General features: G+C 44.8%; 17 protein-coding genes. 8 read left to right on the top strand and 9 right to left on the bottom strand.

What is annotated here, in order from left to right:
- Positions 1 to 280: 280 nt before the first annotated feature.
- Together J4N43_RS14025 and argR are read right to left on the bottom strand one after the other, a co-directional pair.
- On the bottom strand, positions 281 to 1,249 hold the full coding sequence (locus tag J4N43_RS14025) for a TAXI family TRAP transporter solute-binding subunit (protein WP_005379657.1): 969 nt from the start codon (positions 1,247 to 1,249) through the stop codon (positions 281 to 283).
- Positions 1,250 to 1,654: 405 nt separating this feature from the next.
- On the bottom strand, positions 1,655 to 2,125 hold the full coding sequence (gene argR / locus J4N43_RS14020; RefSeq protein WP_005379659.1) for a transcriptional regulator ArgR: 471 nt from the start codon (positions 2,123 to 2,125) through the stop codon (positions 1,655 to 1,657).
- Between the two features lie 359 nt (positions 2,126 to 2,484).
- On the opposite strand from argR, the gene mdh reads away from it, so the two are divergent.
- Positions 2,485 to 3,420 carry a malate dehydrogenase gene (gene mdh / locus J4N43_RS14015; RefSeq protein WP_005379660.1) on the top strand — a complete coding sequence of 312 codons (936 nt, stop codon included), beginning with the start codon at positions 2,485 to 2,487 and terminating at the stop codon, positions 3,418 to 3,420.
- Between the two features lie 113 nt (positions 3,421 to 3,533).
- Entirely contained in the window at positions 3,534 to 3,725 is a 192-nt protein-coding gene (locus J4N43_RS14010; RefSeq protein WP_005379661.1) for a hypothetical protein, read from the top strand.
- Between the two features lie 93 nt (positions 3,726 to 3,818).
- On the opposite strand, the gene ispB is transcribed toward J4N43_RS14010, so the two are convergent.
- A complete protein-coding gene (gene ispB / locus J4N43_RS14005) occupies positions 3,819 to 4,790 on the bottom strand; it encodes an octaprenyl diphosphate synthase (RefSeq protein WP_005383097.1) in 972 nt (323 codons plus the stop codon).
- A 256-nt stretch (positions 4,791 to 5,046) separates the two neighbouring features.
- Here ispB and rplU point away from each other — a divergent pair, with 256 nt between their 5' ends.
- The 6 genes from rplU (at position 5,047) to folA (ending at position 8,982) form a co-directional block, all read left to right on the top strand.
- A complete protein-coding gene (gene rplU / locus J4N43_RS14000) occupies positions 5,047 to 5,358 on the top strand; it encodes a 50S ribosomal protein L21 (RefSeq protein WP_005383096.1) in 312 nt (103 codons plus the stop codon).
- Positions 5,359 to 5,378: 20 nt separating this feature from the next.
- Positions 5,379 to 5,636, top strand: a complete 258-nt coding sequence (rpmA, locus tag J4N43_RS13995; RefSeq protein ID WP_005383095.1) for a 50S ribosomal protein L27 — start codon at positions 5,379 to 5,381, stop codon at positions 5,634 to 5,636.
- Between the two features lie 212 nt (positions 5,637 to 5,848).
- Positions 5,849 to 7,024, top strand: coding sequence for an Obg family GTPase CgtA (gene cgtA / locus J4N43_RS13990; protein WP_005383091.1), 1,176 nt, complete (start codon positions 5,849 to 5,851; stop codon positions 7,022 to 7,024).
- 195 nt (positions 7,025 to 7,219) lie between these two features.
- Positions 7,220 to 8,020 carry a threonine/serine exporter family protein gene (locus J4N43_RS13985; RefSeq protein ID WP_053349695.1) on the top strand — a complete coding sequence of 267 codons (801 nt, stop codon included), beginning with the start codon at positions 7,220 to 7,222 and terminating at the stop codon, positions 8,018 to 8,020.
- A complete protein-coding gene (locus J4N43_RS13980; RefSeq protein WP_005379665.1) occupies positions 8,020 to 8,493 on the top strand; it encodes a threonine/serine exporter family protein in 474 nt (157 codons plus the stop codon). Before J4N43_RS13985 ends, J4N43_RS13980 begins: the two co-directional genes overlap by 1 nt.
- 9 nt (positions 8,494 to 8,502) lie before the next feature.
- A complete protein-coding gene (folA, locus tag J4N43_RS13975) occupies positions 8,503 to 8,982 on the top strand; it encodes a type 3 dihydrofolate reductase (RefSeq protein WP_053349694.1) in 480 nt (159 codons plus the stop codon).
- Positions 8,983 to 9,239: 257 nt separating this feature from the next.
- Here folA and apaH read toward each other — a convergent pair whose 3' ends face one another.
- From apaH to lptD, 6 genes are all read right to left on the bottom strand, one after another.
- Positions 9,240 to 10,046 carry a bis(5'-nucleosyl)-tetraphosphatase (symmetrical) ApaH gene (gene apaH / locus J4N43_RS13970; RefSeq protein ID WP_017820271.1) on the bottom strand — a complete coding sequence of 269 codons (807 nt, stop codon included), beginning with the start codon at positions 10,044 to 10,046 and terminating at the stop codon, positions 9,240 to 9,242.
- 15 nt (positions 10,047 to 10,061) lie between these two features.
- Positions 10,062 to 10,442 (bottom strand): Co2+/Mg2+ efflux facilitator ApaG/CorD, encoded by a 381-nt coding sequence (gene apaG, locus J4N43_RS13965; RefSeq protein WP_005379668.1) that lies wholly within the window; start codon positions 10,440 to 10,442, stop codon positions 10,062 to 10,064.
- Positions 10,443 to 10,517: 75 nt separating this feature from the next.
- Positions 10,518 to 11,327, bottom strand: a complete 810-nt coding sequence (rsmA, locus tag J4N43_RS13960; protein WP_005379669.1) for a 16S rRNA (adenine(1518)-N(6)/adenine(1519)-N(6))-dimethyltransferase RsmA — start codon at positions 11,325 to 11,327, stop codon at positions 10,518 to 10,520.
- The gene (gene pdxA, locus J4N43_RS13955; protein ID WP_005383085.1) at positions 11,324 to 12,322 is read right to left on the bottom strand and encodes a 4-hydroxythreonine-4-phosphate dehydrogenase PdxA; all 999 of its coding nucleotides are present in this window, start codon (positions 12,320 to 12,322) and stop codon (positions 11,324 to 11,326) included. The genes rsmA and pdxA overlap by 4 nt, the downstream gene beginning before the upstream one ends.
- Complete coding sequence (gene surA / locus J4N43_RS13950; RefSeq protein WP_005379672.1) at positions 12,312 to 13,595, bottom strand: peptidylprolyl isomerase SurA; 1,284 nt, start codon at positions 13,593 to 13,595, stop codon at positions 12,312 to 12,314. The genes pdxA and surA overlap by 11 nt, the downstream gene beginning before the upstream one ends.
- A gap of 59 nt (positions 13,596 to 13,654) precedes the next feature.
- Positions 13,655 to 16,000 (bottom strand): LPS assembly protein LptD, encoded by a 2,346-nt coding sequence (gene lptD / locus J4N43_RS13945; protein WP_053349693.1) that lies wholly within the window; start codon positions 15,998 to 16,000, stop codon positions 13,655 to 13,657.
- Positions 16,001 to 16,249 lie beyond the last annotated feature (249 nt).

Here is a 16,249-nt window from a genome sequence, read left to right as displayed (position 1 = left end):
TTATTATTGATGGTCCTGTCTGATTTTTATCGAGAACCACACTTCGCCTCTATCAGTGTAGTGAATGGAGCGAAGTTTGCTTTCGAGTATTTTGCTGCCTGAACTCAAAGTGTTGATTGTTGGATACTCTGTTAGGCGGCGTTTAAGTTTTCTTGGGTATGAGCTCGCAGTTTTCAGAAGAAAACTGGCGAATGAAGCATATAGTTAGAACGTGCTACAACCTGTATGCTCAAACAGGCAGAAAATATTCTTTCCTGCCTGTATGTAGAGTCTGAGGAAATTACTTAATTAGACCCATTTCTTTGTAGTATTTTTCTGCACCTGGGTGAAGAGGAATAGAAAGACCAGCTTTCACCATGTCTTCTTTCTTCAAGTTTGCGAATGCAGGGTGTAGACGCTTGAAGGTGTCAAAGTTTTCAAACACAGCTTTTGCCACGTTGTAAGCGACATCGTCTGAAACATCAGAGGTCGTTACCATTGTTGCTGCAACACCAAAGCTGTTTACGTCTTTGTCTGTACCGCGGTACATACCAGCCGGTACTGAGCTAAAGGCGTAGTATGGGTTGTCGGCAACAATTTTATCGATTTTAGGGCCTGTTGCTGAAACTAGCTTCGCATCACATGATGTGGTTGCTTCTTTGATTGAACCGTTCGGGTGGCCGACCATGTAAATGAAGGCGTCAATTTTGTTATCACAAAGTGCCTGAGAGCGTTCAGAGCCTTTTAGCTCAGACGCCAATTTGAAGCTGTCGTTTGTCCAACCCATCGCTTCCATGACAACGCCCATCGTTGCACGGTCACCAGAGCCTGGGTTACCGATGTTTACGCGCTTACCTTTCAGGTCTTCAACGTTTTCAATACCTGAATCTGCACGCGCAATGATGTTGAAAGGTTCTGTATGAAGAGAGAACATTGCGCGTAGCTTCTTGTACGGGCCTTGTTCTTCAAACTTGCTCGTACCGTTGTAGCCGTGGTACTGCCAATCCGATTGCACGATACCAAAATCTAATTCGCCTGCACGGATAGTGTTAACGTTGTAAATTGAGCCACCAGTCGATTCTACTGAACAACGGATGTTGTGGTCTTTACGACCTTTATTTACCAACTTACAGATAGCACCACCAGTTGGGTAATAAACACCTGTCACAGAGCCAGTACCGATGGTAATAAACTCTTGAGCGTTAACTGCGCCTGCGCCCATTACGGCTGCAGCGATAGCGCCTACTTTGAGAAGTTTGTTAAATGCCATGAATTTCCCTTCCTTATATTCATTATTTACCCGGAAATAACCATAAATCACTTCTGGAGTTTCCTATTTGGAAACGGCACCTTTTTCAATCCAATCGTTTGAAAAAGCGAGCGAATCATAACAAAAAATTGGCAGAAAATTATCCAATTGTTAAATGTTATAGTTGATAAGTCTGAATTTTGTATCAGGGGATAGGATTCAATTTGTAATTTAATTCTTTTTATAACAATTACTTAATCAACGTTTAGTGACTGAAATGAAAAAGATCAATTGCGTGATGTTAATCACAAAATGGATGGTTAAAGAATGAGCGGAGTAAGCAAAAAATTTACATAAATTATGGGCTACAAAATGAGACTTCTTTTATAACCCACAATGAGTTAGCTAATTGAAGCTTTATAGAACTTAACCAGTATATTCGAACAGCTCGCACACTGATTTGAAGAGTTGCTCAGTCGTAATTGCCATGGTTGGCGTAATGAAAATGGTATCGTCACCTGCGACAACACCAAGAATACCTTCGGATTTACCGAGTGAATCAAGCAAGCGAGCAATCAACTGTGCTGCACCTGGGCCAGTGTGAATTACCACTAACGCTGCGTTACGATCGATGTCTAGTACTAGTTCACGCAGAGAGCTGCTGACTGTTGGGACACCTAGCTCAGCAGGAAGACAGTAAACCATTTCCATTTTTGCATTGCGCGTACGGACGGCGCCAAATTTAGTCAGCATACGTGAGACTTTAGATTGGTTGATACTCTCAAACCCTTGCTGTTTGAGTGCGTCAACAATCTCGCCCTGTGAGCCAAAGCTTTCTTCTTTTAACAGGGCTTTAAAGGCGCGAACTAAGTTGTCTTGTTTTTCTGAATTGCGCATAGTCATTACAAATCTCTTATTACGGGTCAGCAATTTTGCATATTCTCGCATATATATTCAGGCGGTGCCAAAGAGTCCCAGGATTATGTTAGATGCGTCACTGTAAACTATATACCACATAGAATTCTTTAGCGCGCTGAAGTAGGGCTGTATCTGTTTTCTTGAATTCCTTGTCATTTCAACAGAATAAAAGAATAATCCAAGCCCCATTTGTAGCACGGTAACAGCGAGTTGCGCGAGGTCGCAAAGCTAGCGTTAATTGATTGTAATCAAGTTGTGATTCCGATAGCTTTATTTAAGTTGGTTACAAACTACCCTACGAATACGTTTATAAGAGAAATACTCTCAAGGAGAACTACATGAAAGTAGCCGTTATTGGCGCCGCTGGTGGCATCGGTCAAGCCCTGGCCCTTCTACTTAAGAACCGTCTTCCTGCTGGTTCTGATCTAGCCCTATATGATATTGCTCCAGTAACTCCTGGTGTGGCCGCTGATCTTAGCCACATCCCTACGCCAGTTTCTATCAAAGGTTACGCTGGTGAAGATCCTACTCCAGCACTAGAAGGCGCGGATGTTGTGCTAATTTCTGCTGGTGTTGCGCGTAAGCCAGGTATGGATCGTGCGGATCTATTTAATGTAAACGCTGGTATCGTTAAATCGCTAGCGGAGAAGATTGCGGTTGTTTGTCCGAAAGCTTGTGTTGGTATCATCACAAACCCTGTAAATACAACAGTGCCAATTGCTGCTGAAGTTCTTAAAAAAGCGGGTGTTTATGATAAGCGTCGTCTATTTGGTGTAACAACGTTGGATGTTATCCGTTCAGAAACGTTTGTTGCTGAGCTTAAAGACAAAGATCCAGGTGACGTTCGCGTGCCAGTTATTGGTGGTCACTCTGGCGTAACGATCTTACCTCTACTGTCTCAAGTAGAAGGTGTTGAGTTTACAGCTGAAGAAGTAGAAGCATTAACGAAACGTATTCAAAATGCAGGTACTGAAGTTGTAGAAGCTAAAGCGGGTGGTGGTAGTGCAACACTATCAATGGGCCAAGCTGCATGTCGCTTTGGTCTGTCTCTGGTTCGTGCTCTTCAAGGTGAAGAAGGCGTAGTTGAGTGCGCTTACGTTGAAGGCGACGGCGAACACGCGACTTACTTCGCGCAACCTGTGAAACTGGGTAAAGAAGGCGTTGAAGAAGTACTAAGCTACGGCAAACTCAGCGATTACGAAAAGTCTGCATTAGACGGTATGCTAGAAACACTAAATGGCGACATCAACATTGGTGTTGAATTCGCAAAGTAATCTAGAAAGCCTATATAAGAAAAAAGCCGATCATTTTGATCGGCTTTTTTGATCCTTGATTTCTCAACTTCGTAAAAATGGTCGAATAAAACCACGTAGTGAAGGAGAAGATGATGGAAGCGAGTCGAATCCGTAAAGGCATGGTTGTTGAGTGCCAACAAGGCGTCGGTACGATATTAGTGGTCGACCATGAAGCAGAGACGGTATTGTTGTCCAAACAAGGGACTGAACAGCAGCTCGCCGTTAGCTTTGATGAAATAGAAGATGATCCACAACTGCATGGCGGTAGTGACAGATATTACTAGCGCCTCCGGCGTCGTCATTAGGTATCAAACGTAAAAAAGGAAGAGCATGCTCTTCCTTTTTGCTATAAGTCTTGCGTTATGGGTAGCTATTGATTACTTCGTGCGTTGTACTGCGACATGAGCCAGAGTAACAAGCGCTTGTTTGTATTCAGACTCTGGCAACACTGATAGTTCTGCGATTGCTTTGTCTGCTTCTTCTAGAGCTTTTTGCGTTGTGTATTCCAGAGAGCCCGCTTCTTTCATGACCGCAAGAATTTCTTCTAAGCGATCCATGCCATTCGCTTTCTCAATTGCTTCACGAATCATGATGGCGTTTTCTGGTGTGGTATTACGCATAGCATGGAGTAGAGGCAAAGTTGGCTTGCCTTCGGCCAAGTCATCACCCACATTTTTACCCATGTCTTCGCCATCAGAAGTGTAATCCATGACGTCATCAATGAGCTGAAACGCAGTGCCTAGATACTTACCGTAATTTTGCATTGCGATTTCCACATGCTCAGGAGCATCATTTAAGATTGCACCGATTTGAGTTGCGGATTCAAATAAGCGCGCAGTCTTAGAGTAGATGACTTGCATGTAGCTTTCTTCTGTCGTGTCAGGGTCGTTACAGTTCATCAACTGCTGTACTTCACCTTCGGCGATCACGTTTACGGCATTGCTCATTAGTTTAAGGATCTTCATGGATCCTAGTTCCGTCATCATCTGAAATGAGCGTGTATAGATAAAGTCCCCAACTAATACGCTAGCCGCATTGCCAAATGCTGCATTCGCAGTGGCTTTACCACGGCGCATGTCTGATTCATCTACCACGTCATCATGCAGCAAAGTCGCTGTATGGATGAACTCAATAAACGCAGCTGCCATTGTATGACCATTGCCTTGGTAACCAAGTGCACGGGCTGACAGTATCGCTAAAAGCGGTCTTAGACGTTTGCCTCCACCACTCACGATATAAAAACCGAGCTGGTTGATTAAAGAGACATCAGAATTAAGTTGGGCTTGAATTGTTTCATTCACTTTTGCCATGTCATCGGCAGTAAGCGCTTGGATAGTTTTAAAATCCATCGTATATCCGGCTGAAGTTAGACCCTGCAAGGCTTATTCGATTTATATAATTGTCGAATAATACACTAAAAAACGTTGATTAATACATTACTAAAGGGCATGATTGCCGCACTTTTCTTTGGCGATTAGCTTTTCGCCAATTTTTTCAAAATATGGCTTGTCATAGGAGCATCTATTCTGTAGAATCTGCGCCCTATTGATGATTAGTTTAGCGCACACCCTCAAGAAAGGCTGTGCGGAAAAAGCGGAGTAAAATATGTACGCTGTTTTCCAATCTGGTGGTAAACAACACCGTGTAAGCGAAGGTCAAACTCTTCGTTTAGAGAAATTAGACGTTGAAACTGGTGCAACTGTAGAATTTGATAAAGTTCTTCTTGTTGCTAACGGCGAAGACATCAAAGTTGGTGCTCCTCTTGTAGAGGGCGGCAAAATTGTTGCTGAAGTTGTACAACACGGTCGTGGCGATAAAGTTAAAATCGTTAAGTTCCGTCGTCGTAAGCACTCTCGTAAGCAACAGGGTCACCGTCAGTGGTTCACTGAAGTGAAGATCACTGGTATCAACGCTTAATCTATTAGGAGAGTTTAACAATGGCACACAAAAAAGCTGGTGGTTCTACTCGTAACGGCCGCGATTCAGAAAGCAAACGTCTAGGTGTTAAGCGTTTCGGTGGTGAATCTGTACTTGCAGGTAACATCATCGTTCGTCAACGTGGTACTAAGTTCCACGCTGGTAACAACGTAGGTATCGGTAAAGACCACACTCTATTCGCTCTTACTGAAGGTAAAGTGAAGTTCGAAGTGAAAGGTCCTAAGAACCGTAAGTTTGTAAGCATCGAAGCTGAGTAATTAGGTTTTTAACCAAATTACTTAATAGCTTTAAGCTGAATTCAAAAGCCCTGCCGAATCGGCGGGGTTTTTTATTTGTGGCAGTCGACATATCGAAGTTTCTCGCTAAGATCCTAAGCGATTTGAATCTGGGAGCTTAGATCTGTCATCTGCTAAAATTGTCGGATGACATAGTAAGATTTAATCCACGCACGAAGTAGTCGGAGTAAAAGATGAAGTTCGTAGATGAAGCGGTAGTAAAAGTTCAGGCTGGTGATGGCGGTAGTGGCGTTGTCAGTTTCTGGCGTGAAAAATTCATCACTAAAGGTGGCCCTGATGGCGGTGATGGCGGTGACGGTGGTGATGTTTATATCCAAGCTGATGAAAACCTAAATACCCTGATTGATTACCGTTTCCAGCGCTTCTACGAAGCTGAGCGTGGTGAAAACGGTCGCGGTGGTAACTGTACAGGTAAGCGTGGTAAAGACATCGTTCTTCGTGTACCTGTGGGTACGCGCGCTGTGGATATCCACACAAATGAAATCGTGGCGGAAGTTGCTGAACACGGTAAGAAAGTGATGATCGCAAAAGGCGGTTGGCACGGTCTAGGTAACACGCGTTTCAAATCTTCAGTAAACCGCGCGCCTCGTCAGAGAACATTGGGTACAAAAGGTGAAGTACGCGAAATTCGCCTTGAGCTATTGCTTCTTGCTGATGTGGGTATGCTTGGTCTACCTAATGCTGGTAAATCAACCTTTATCCGCGCAGTATCAGCAGCAAAACCGAAAGTCGCTGATTACCCATTCACGACTTTGATCCCAAGCTTGGGTGTCGTAAGTGTCGTACCAGAGAAAAGTTTTGTTGTTGCAGACATCCCTGGTTTGATCGAGGGTGCAGCAGATGGCGCTGGCCTTGGTATTCGATTCTTGAAGCACTTAGAGCGTTGTCGAGTGTTGCTGCACATGATCGATATTATGCCAATTGATCAGTCCGATCCGGTGCAAAATGCATTGACGATCATTGATGAACTAGAACAATACAGCGAAAAACTGGCAAGTAAGCCGCGCTGGTTAGTGTTCAACAAAGTTGATCTAATGCCTGAAGAAGAAGCGAATGAGAAGATCCAAGAAATCTTAGACGCACTAGGTTGGGAAGACGAGTACTTTAAGATCTCGGCGATCAATCGTAACGGTACTAAAGAGCTTTGTTACAAACTGGCTGACTTTATGGATAACCTACCTCGCGAAGAGGAAGAAGTGGCTGAAGAAGATAAAGTTAACTTCATGTGGGATGATTACCATAAAGATGCGATGGCGGGTAAAGACGTTATCACTGAAGATGACGACGACGATTGGGATGACTGGGACGATGAAGAAGATGACGGTCACGTTGTCTACGTTCGTGACTAATCAGAACGGTCAAACAATGCCTGTTTGCCTATAATTCATTAAGCCGCAATTATTTATTGCGGCTTTTTTTGTATCTAAATCATATTTAGGTGATGTGATTTACGGCACAATAACCGATACGTCGTGTTTTTTGAGGGTTAGTTTGGCCCTCGCGCGTATGAATGAGTAACACCCTAAAAGGAATTAGACTTATTTATGACTCTAGAAACCATACCGCCTAGAGAGTTGGCGGTATCTACTCAACGATCGATTTCTCGTCTTGTCGCCCAAGCCGGACAAATGCTACTTGCTCATGGTGCTGAAAGTACTCTTGTGAGCGATATTATGCGTCGTATTGGCCTTGCTTGTGGGGTGAATGAAGTTGCGGTAGCACTATCAGCTAATGCATTGGTTGTGACGACGGTAATGGATGGGCATTGCATCACCACCACCCGAAGCTGCGCTGATCGTGGCATCAATATGCGCGTTATTACGCAAATTCAACGAATCTGTATCATGATGGAACGTGGTTTGCTCGATTCAACCATGGCGCAGAAAAAGCTGAACGCTATCAGTCCAGAGCGTTATAACCGCTGGTTGGTGGTGTTTATGATTGGCTTGTCTTGTGCGGCATTCAGTCATCTAGCTGGTGGTGATTGGGGAGTCTTCATCATGACCTTTTTAGCTTCAGCTGGTGGCATGATCGTTCGCCAAGAAATTAGTCATCGTCATTTCAACCCTCTATTGAACTTTGCTGCGACCGCTTTTGTGACTACCTTAATTTCAGCACAGGCGGAAATTTACCAAATCGGTAATCTACCTACCGTAGCAATGGCATCGTCGGTATTAATGCTTGTACCTGGTTTCCCACTCATTAACTCTGTCGCAGATATGTTGAAAGGCCACATTAATATGGGCATTGCTCGATTTGTGATGGCTAGTTTACTAACGTTGGCGACATGTTTGGGGATCGTTGCTGCGATGAGTGTAACTGGAATTTGGGGGTGGGCTATCTAATGAGTTTATTTGATTTGATGTTTGGCCTGTTGAATGACATGTTTTTTGCGGCGATTCCCGCCGTAGGATTTGCATTGGTTTTTAACGTACCACAAAGAGCTTTAGTGTATTGCGCTGTTGGTGGCGCGATTGGTCATGGTAGCCGCTACTTGATGATGCAGTTTGGCATTCCTATTGAGTGGGCAACCTTTTTTGCTGCGACGTTAGTTGGGATGATTGGTGTGTACTGGTCTCACCGTTTTCTCGCGCATCCAAAAGTGTTTACTGTGGCTGCTTTGATCCCGATGGTGCCGGGTGTGTTTGCGTACAAAGCAATGATCGCTATGGTAGAAATCAATCATGTTGGCTACTCACCCGAGCTTGTCGCAACCTGTATGGAAAACTTTCTTAAGGCCATGTTTATTATTGCAGGTTTAGCAGTTGGTCTTGCGGTTCCAGGGCTGTTATTCTATCGCCGCAGACCTATTGTATAAGGACCTAACATGATCATTAGTATGATTGCCGCGATGGCCGACAATCGCATCATTGGCAAAGACAATCAAATGCCTTGGCACCTTCCCGCTGATTTTGCTTGGTTTAAGCGTTGTACCATGGGTAAACCGGTTATTATGGGACGTAAAACGTACGAGTCTATTGGTCGCCCTTTACCAGGTCGCTTGAATATTGTTATTAGCCGTGATGAGACACTAAAGATCGAAGGCGTCACTACCGTAACATCGATTGAGCAAGCTTTGGACGTGGCTGGTGATGTGGAAGAAGTGATGATCATTGGTGGTGGTGCGATTTACACCACTTGTCTGCCTATGGCCAATAAACTGTATGTAACACACATTGAAGCGGCCATTGATGGTGATACTCAGTTCCCAGATTGGGGAGACGAGTTTAAGGAAACTTACTCAGAAATGTATCAAGCCGATGAGAAGAACGCCTACAACATGCGTTTTACGGTGTTAGAGAAGTAATTCGAGATTAAAACGGGGTAATGCCGTTCGTATAGCAGCGAGCGGCCATCCCAACCTACCGTCATCCTGAAAAGCGACGAAAGAGCGAGATTCAGGAGCCTCTATACGAGTACTTTGTTGTCAAAGGTATTTCTATCTATTCGCAGCGCGAGGATATTAGATTCCTAGTCTCGTTAAGGCTCGTTGGAATGACCCTACAGGAGGTGTTAAGTGACAGGTATTCTTCCTACTATGGATTATCGACTGTTATTCAGTGTTTAACTTAACGCATCCTGAGTAAAAATTTTCTTATCTTCCCAACGGATCATGGTCAGGCTTCCTCCCCAAACGCAGCCAGTATCTAGCCCGATGACTTCGTTGTTCATATAGCCTTGTAGTGCAGCCCAGTGCCCAAAGAGCACCGCTTTGTTTAAGTGGATACGTTTAGGCACATCAAACCATGGAATAAGTTCGTTACCGGAAACTTGTTGCGGTGGCAATTTACAATCCATATCCAAACGACCATCAGGGAAACAAAAGCGCATCCGCGTAAAAGCATTGATAATATAACGGTATCGGTCCAAACCCTGTAGAGAGTCATCCCAGGAATCAGGTTGATTGCTGTACATGTTTTTTAATAGCCAAGGCAGCTCTTCACTTTGGATGATGCGCTCAACTTCACGGGCACACTTTCTCGCTGTTTTTAGATTCCACTGCGGTGATATGCCAGCATGACACATCACGAACTCGTCATGCTCGGCCAATAGAGGTTGCTGAGCTAGCCATGTCAGTAATTCCTCTTTGTCAGGGGCCGTGAAAATAGGTGCGGTTCTATCTTTGTCTTTGACCTTTTTTATCCCGTGAGCCACTGCGAGAAGGTGAAGGTCGTGATTACCAAGCACCACGATTGCGCTTGCGCCAAGTGACTTCACAAAGCGTAACGTTTCTAGTGATTTAGGCCCTCTGGCGACCAAATCACCAGCAAGCCAAAGTTGGTCTTTTTTCGCAGAGAAAGATACTTTTTCTAGTAGTCGCTGCAATTCATCAAAACAGCCTTGGATGTCACCAACAATATAGGTAGCCACTGAATCTCCAATTTACTAATTTAAAACATTTGGAACAGCCAAGCGAAATGGTTCGATTTCGGTGATGAACTCTTGCCCTTTCTCATCCAGCATTTTGTAGTGTCCTTGCATAACGCCGACAGGGGTTTCTAACGCGGTTCCGCTACTGTACGTGTATTCATCATTGCTTGGAATAAAGGGCTGCTGGCCTACCACTCCGTCACCTTCAACCGTCATTTGCTTGCCATTCGAGTCTGTGATTAGCCAGCGGCGGCTCACTAACTGTACGGTTTGCTGGCTAAGGTTTTTGATGGTGATGATATAAGCGAAAACGTAGCGTTGTAGCTCTGGGTTGGACTGTTCTTCGATGTATTTGGTGTGAACTTGAATTTTGATGCAAGGTTGAATGACGTCCATGTGCACTCCTCAGAAACGTAATATCCCAATAATAATAAGCCAAACCTACAAGGGTTTGGCTCATTGTTTGAGTTCTTAGTGCTGCGGGTTATCCGCAAGCCAGTTCGCCATTGCGACGAATTGTTCTAGCGTCAGGTTCTCTGGACGCATGCTTGGATTAACACCTAGTTCTTCTAGTACTTCTGTGCTTAACAACGATTTGTAGCAGTTACGAACTGTTTTACGACGTTGGTTAAAGCCTTCACGACAAACGCGATCGAGCAAACGCAGATCTTTCGCCGGGCATGGCAGCTCTTCGTAAGGTACTAAACGAACAACGGCAGAATCCACTTTCGGTGGTGGAACGAATGCCGTTGGCGGTACTTCCAGTACCGGTACCACTTTACAGTAGTACTGAGCCATTACCGTTAAACGGCCGTAAGCTTTGCTGCCAGGGCCGGCGGCTAAGCGGTTTACCACTTCTTTTTGCAACATAAAGTGCATGTCTTGAATGTCTTTATGGAACTCAAAAAGGTGGAACATCAATGGTGTAGAGATGTTGTACGGCAAGTTACCAAAAATGCGCAGCTTGTTGTTTGGCTTCACTAGTTGAGTGAAGTCAAAACGCATAGCGTCACCCTCATGGATGGTCAACTTATCTGCCAGTTCAGGGTGAGTACGTAGGCGTTCCGCCAGATCGCGGTCTAATTCGATAACTGTGAACTTATCTACTTCACGACCTACTGGCTCAGTAATTGCTCCAAGACCAGGACCGATTTCAACCAGGTTTTGACCTGGTTTTGGGTTAATCGCTGATACGATTCCATCAATAATGTATGGATCGTTCAGGAAGTTTTGACCAAAACGTTTACGCGCTTTGTGTCCTAAATGGACATCATTTCTCATTGTTTCTTCTCTACCAAATCTATCGCATGCGTGAGCGCTGTTCGGAAACTCCCTGTATCCGCTTGACCTGTCCCTGCCAGATCTAATGCAGTACCGTGGTCCACCGATGTTCTAATAAAAGGTAGACCAAGAGTAATGTTTACTGAACGACCAAAGCCTTTGTATTTTAATACTGGCAACACTTGATCATGGTACATGCCTAAAACAGCATCAGCATCATTTAAATATTTTTCATTGAAAATGGTATCAGCCGGCAGAGGGCCGATCAGGTTGATACCTTTTTCTTGTCGAATTTTTTCCAGTGTTGGAGTGATGGTTTCGATCTCTTCACGACCTAAGCAGCCATCTTCGCCAGCATGAGGGTTAAGCCCGCAAACGTAGATGTTTGGTTGTGCGATAGCAAACTTTTCTACAAGGTCTTTATGAAGAATATCGATGATTTTTTCTAATCGCTCTTCGGTGACAGCTTTGGACACATAAGCTAAAGGAATATGTGTTGTAACCAGCGCCACGCGTAGTCCTTCCGTTGCTAGCATCATTACGACTAGCGGCGTTTGTGACTTCTCGGCGAAAAATTCAGTATGACCACTGAATGCAACACCTGCGCGATTAATCACCCCCTTATGAACAGGGCCGGTGACAATAGCATCAAATTCATCATTCATACAGCCTAAAGCCGCTCTTTCTAGCGTTTTTAGTACATAGTGGCCATTCGCTTCATTGAGCTCGCCTGCAACCGCAGGTTCCGATATTTGGATATGATCAACGATAAGCGTGCCCGCTTTTTGTGCTTTAGGTGCTTCTTCTGGATTGTAATCAGACAGTTGGACTTCGATGCCAAGCTGCTTGGCTCGCTCCGTCAGCATATTCTTATCGGCACAGACGACAATTTGGTGCGCCCAATCTTCTTTCGATAGGGCAAGCACTAAGTCTGGGCCGATACCTGCAGGTTCCCCTGCGGTTACGACAATTCTACGAATTGTATTAGTTGTCATTGTTGTCATCCACGATTTCAACAAACGCACTTGCGCGTAGCTCTTGCATCCATGCGCCCGCTTCTTCATTAAATTTACGGTTAAATAGAATACGGTAAGCTTTGTTCTTCATCGCTGAGTCAGTACGGTCAACTTGGCGACGATCCAACACTTCAACGATATGCCAGCCGTGAACGGTTTTGAACGGTTCGCTGATTGAGCCAACTGGCAGAGTTTCTACTTGGTGCTTAAATTCTGGCACGTAAAGATCTGGTGTTTGATAACCTAGCTCACCGTCTTGTGCTGCCGAGCCAGGATCTTGACTGTATTGTGTTGCCAATTGAGCGAACGTTGCTTCACCGGCTTTGATGCGGCGTACAAATTCATTCAGTTGCTTCTTCGCCCCTTCGTCGCTCAGAATCACTGTTGGTTTAATCAAAATATGACGCGCATTTACTTCCGTTACCGCAACCGTTTCTAGGCCTTTTACATCCTCTATTTTTAGGATGTGGAAACCAACGCCACTACGGAATGGACCAATAATGCTGCCTTTGTTTTGCATCTTGATCTGATCAGCAAAGATGGTTGGCATCTCTTCTTTACGCATCCAGCCCCAGTCACCACCTTGTAAAGCTTTAGGACCTTTTGAGTAGGTGTAGGCCATCTCCGTAAAGTCTGCACCTTCGTTTAGCTTTTTCGCGAGCGCTTTAGCTTCTGCTTCTACAGCTGACTTTTCTTTATCGTCAGAGAAGCGCAGTTGAATGTGTCCAATTTTGTATTGAACAGTCGCATTGGTTTCTTGTGATAGTTGCTCAGCAAGGCTATCGACCTCTGCTGGAAGGATATTAATACGGCGACGAACCAGTGCATTGCGAGCTTCTGATGCGGCGATTTCCTTACGAATTTGTTCGCGGAATTCTGGGTAACTTAAACCTTCACTTTCTACAGAAGCGGCGAGTTGTTCTACCGATTGCTCATTATTACGTGCGATCTCTGCAATCGCTTGGTTTAAACGGTTGTCGTCAATACGCACACCAATACGGTCTGCTTCTTGGCCTTGCAACGTATCAATGATAAGTTTTTCAACGACTTGTTCTTTTAACACGCTGGTGGAAGGTAAGCTCTTTCCACTTTGACGTGCGTTGGCTTGCAGCGTTTTCATCGCTGTTTCGATGTCGCTTTGTAGAACTACACCGTCGTTCACGATGACCGCAACCTTATCGATCTCTACTGGTGCTGCAACCGCTCCGCAAGAGAGTAGGGTCGTGAATAAGATTGATTTCCAAATTTTCATTTAAAATTCCGTCAGTATTTTTGAATAGGCGTCTTATTCATTTAAGACGCCTATTTTGATTAATTGTTCAGATAGAATGGGCGGCCGTACTTAATCGCGTTGTCAGAACCATCCAGTTCTTTGATAGCAGTGTCTTCACGCTGGTTGGTCGCAAAGCCTTGAATACCGAAGTTAACGCTGAAGTTATTTTCGTATTCAGGTGATGCCCCGGTGCTGCCGATAGCTTGGTCTTCCCAACCAAGCAATTGGTTTGAGTAAGTGACGCCAATGTACCAACAGTCAGATTGGTAACGTAGGCTCGCTAACCATTCTAGGTCCGCATTTTCATTGAGGTCGTAGTAGTATTGACCACTTGCAGACCAGTTCGGGTTGAACTCGTAGGCCGCTACAATACCTGCTTGTGAAATGCCTTTACGAGTAATTGTGTCTAGGTTTTCGAGAATGATCGTATCTTCGATGTATTCACGCGTGACGTAACGATAGTTACCCTGAATAAAGCCACCGTTAAATTGGTACTCTAAGGTACTGTTCGCCAACTGCATCGAGCTCAAATCGATATCGTATTGAATTCCACCGTGATAGAACAAGTAATCGTTGTAGTTGAAATCGGCTTCAATCGCCCATGATGAATAGTTGGTGGTCTCATCCGGAAGATTTGGGCTGTTGCTCAGTTTGGTCTTTTTATCGAAGTAGTAAATCTGACCAAATGAAACGTTAAGACGCTCTTTATAGTCATCATCAAAGAAGCGAGTACTCGCACCGTAGCTTAACTGGTTCGCAGAGGCGATTTTATCAATGCCACTGTACTTACGACTGCGGAATAGCCCGTAATAGTCGGTTTGTAGCAAGGTGGTATCGTAATTGTAGATGTTGGTTTGATCTTCTTCAGGTACGTACAAGTACTGCAGCTGAGGCTCCAGTGTTTGGGTGTAGCCCTTGATCCAGCTTGTATCTCGTTCTAAGTAAAGTTGCGCATGCGTACGGAACTCAGGAATAACACGAGAAACTTCATCATCTAACTGGTTTTGCAAGTTTACATCTGTCAAACCCGTTAAGTCTTGAGAGTAATACGTAGAGAGCACGCGCGCTTCTGTTGTCCACGTTGCCCATGAGTTTGAGAGCGGTAATGTAAGCCCTGGTTCAATGTGAACACGGGTCGCATTTGGTCGCGCAGCATCGCTCGTATCGAAGCGGCTGACTTGGCTCTTCACGTCAAAGTTAAGGTAATCTCCCCACAACGGCGTGTAGTAGTTCAAGTCTAACTGAGGAAGCAGGCGATAAGGGCGGTTCTCTTCTTTCAATAAGATTTGGAAGTCACGAACGGTTAACGAGGCATCCCAGAAGTCAGAACGATATTGTACTTGTCCTTCTTGAACCAGTTGACCATCTTCACGGTTACCAATGTTGGAGTCGAGATCGAGGAAGTAATCAATATCACTCACTTTTGAGTAATCGACTTTGACTATCCACTGTTTATTGATGATACCGTCGTGTTTAACTTGGTAGCCCCAACGAGACTCGTCCTGATATTTGCGATCACTATTGAGGTATTCGCCTTTGATTTCTCCATTTCCCCAACCATCTGTTAGGTAGCGGAAGTCAGTATCGAGTTTTGTACCACGTTGCTGCATATAGAGCGTGGTGAGTGTCATGTCATATTGAGGCGCGATGTTCCAATAGAATGGCACCTCGACTTCCATACCATCACTAGAACCGTACGATAAAGAAGGGAAGAGGAAGCCCGTTTTGCGCGTATCTCCAATTGGCATGGTTAGATACGGCACATAGAAAACAGGCACATCTAACACTTCAAATCGAGGATGGTGCAGCGTCGCTGTCTCTTCATCTTGGTCAACATCGATGCCTGACGCAACCAATCGCCATGAATTATCGCCTTGAGGGCACGATGTGATAGAGCCGTCTTCGAGTTCATAAACCGACTGACCTGTGCGGGCGATATAGGCTGCAGTGCCTCGGCCTTGTTGGCAAAGGAACTGATAATCGGTGTTCTCAAGTGAAAACGTATCTTGATTAATGTCGTTAGTAACACGATCAGATCGAGCTTTGACTTGGCCGTCATTGAAAGTCACGTTGCCTTCGGCAACCACGACGTTGTCTTGTTGGTGCAGCGTTACGCTATCTGCGGTAATTTTCTTCTGGCCTTGGGTGACTTGTACATTACCTGAGTACTGAGCTTTGTCACCATTGATGGCTTGCAGGGTGTCAGCTTCTACCACTACTGGGGTATTAAGAGCGTCCTCCTCGCCACTTGTATCGACCAAACATTGATCTGTGGCGGGCATTTCCTGCACACTATCATGGATATTCGCTTCAGCTTGAGTGGTGGGTACAAACAAGGCGGTGCTGATAGAGGCCGCTAAACATGTGCGGGAGAAATGTTGCATTGAATTGAACTTTCCTGTGTCACTACTACTCGATGGCTATAGGGCTTGTTGTACCCTAGCGTAATAGCCAAATGAATCAACTATAGTCGCATTTATCCCAGCGTATTGATTCACTGTGGCATAATGACGACAAAATAGCTGCAAAGATAAGCAGGCGAAATGGCCTAGCCGAAATAAAACTAATTCCATTATCATAAAGGAAATCGTTGCATCCGGCACTATAAGACCGCCGTCGTCGATAAAAATTCA

The organism is Vibrio sp. SCSIO 43009 (assembly GCF_023716525.1).
In the GTDB taxonomy this organism is placed as follows: Bacteria; Pseudomonadota; Gammaproteobacteria; order Enterobacterales; family Vibrionaceae; genus Vibrio; species Vibrio alginolyticus.
The sequence above is the reverse complement of the archived record's forward strand: the minus strand, read 5'-3'. Positions and strand labels throughout refer to the sequence as shown.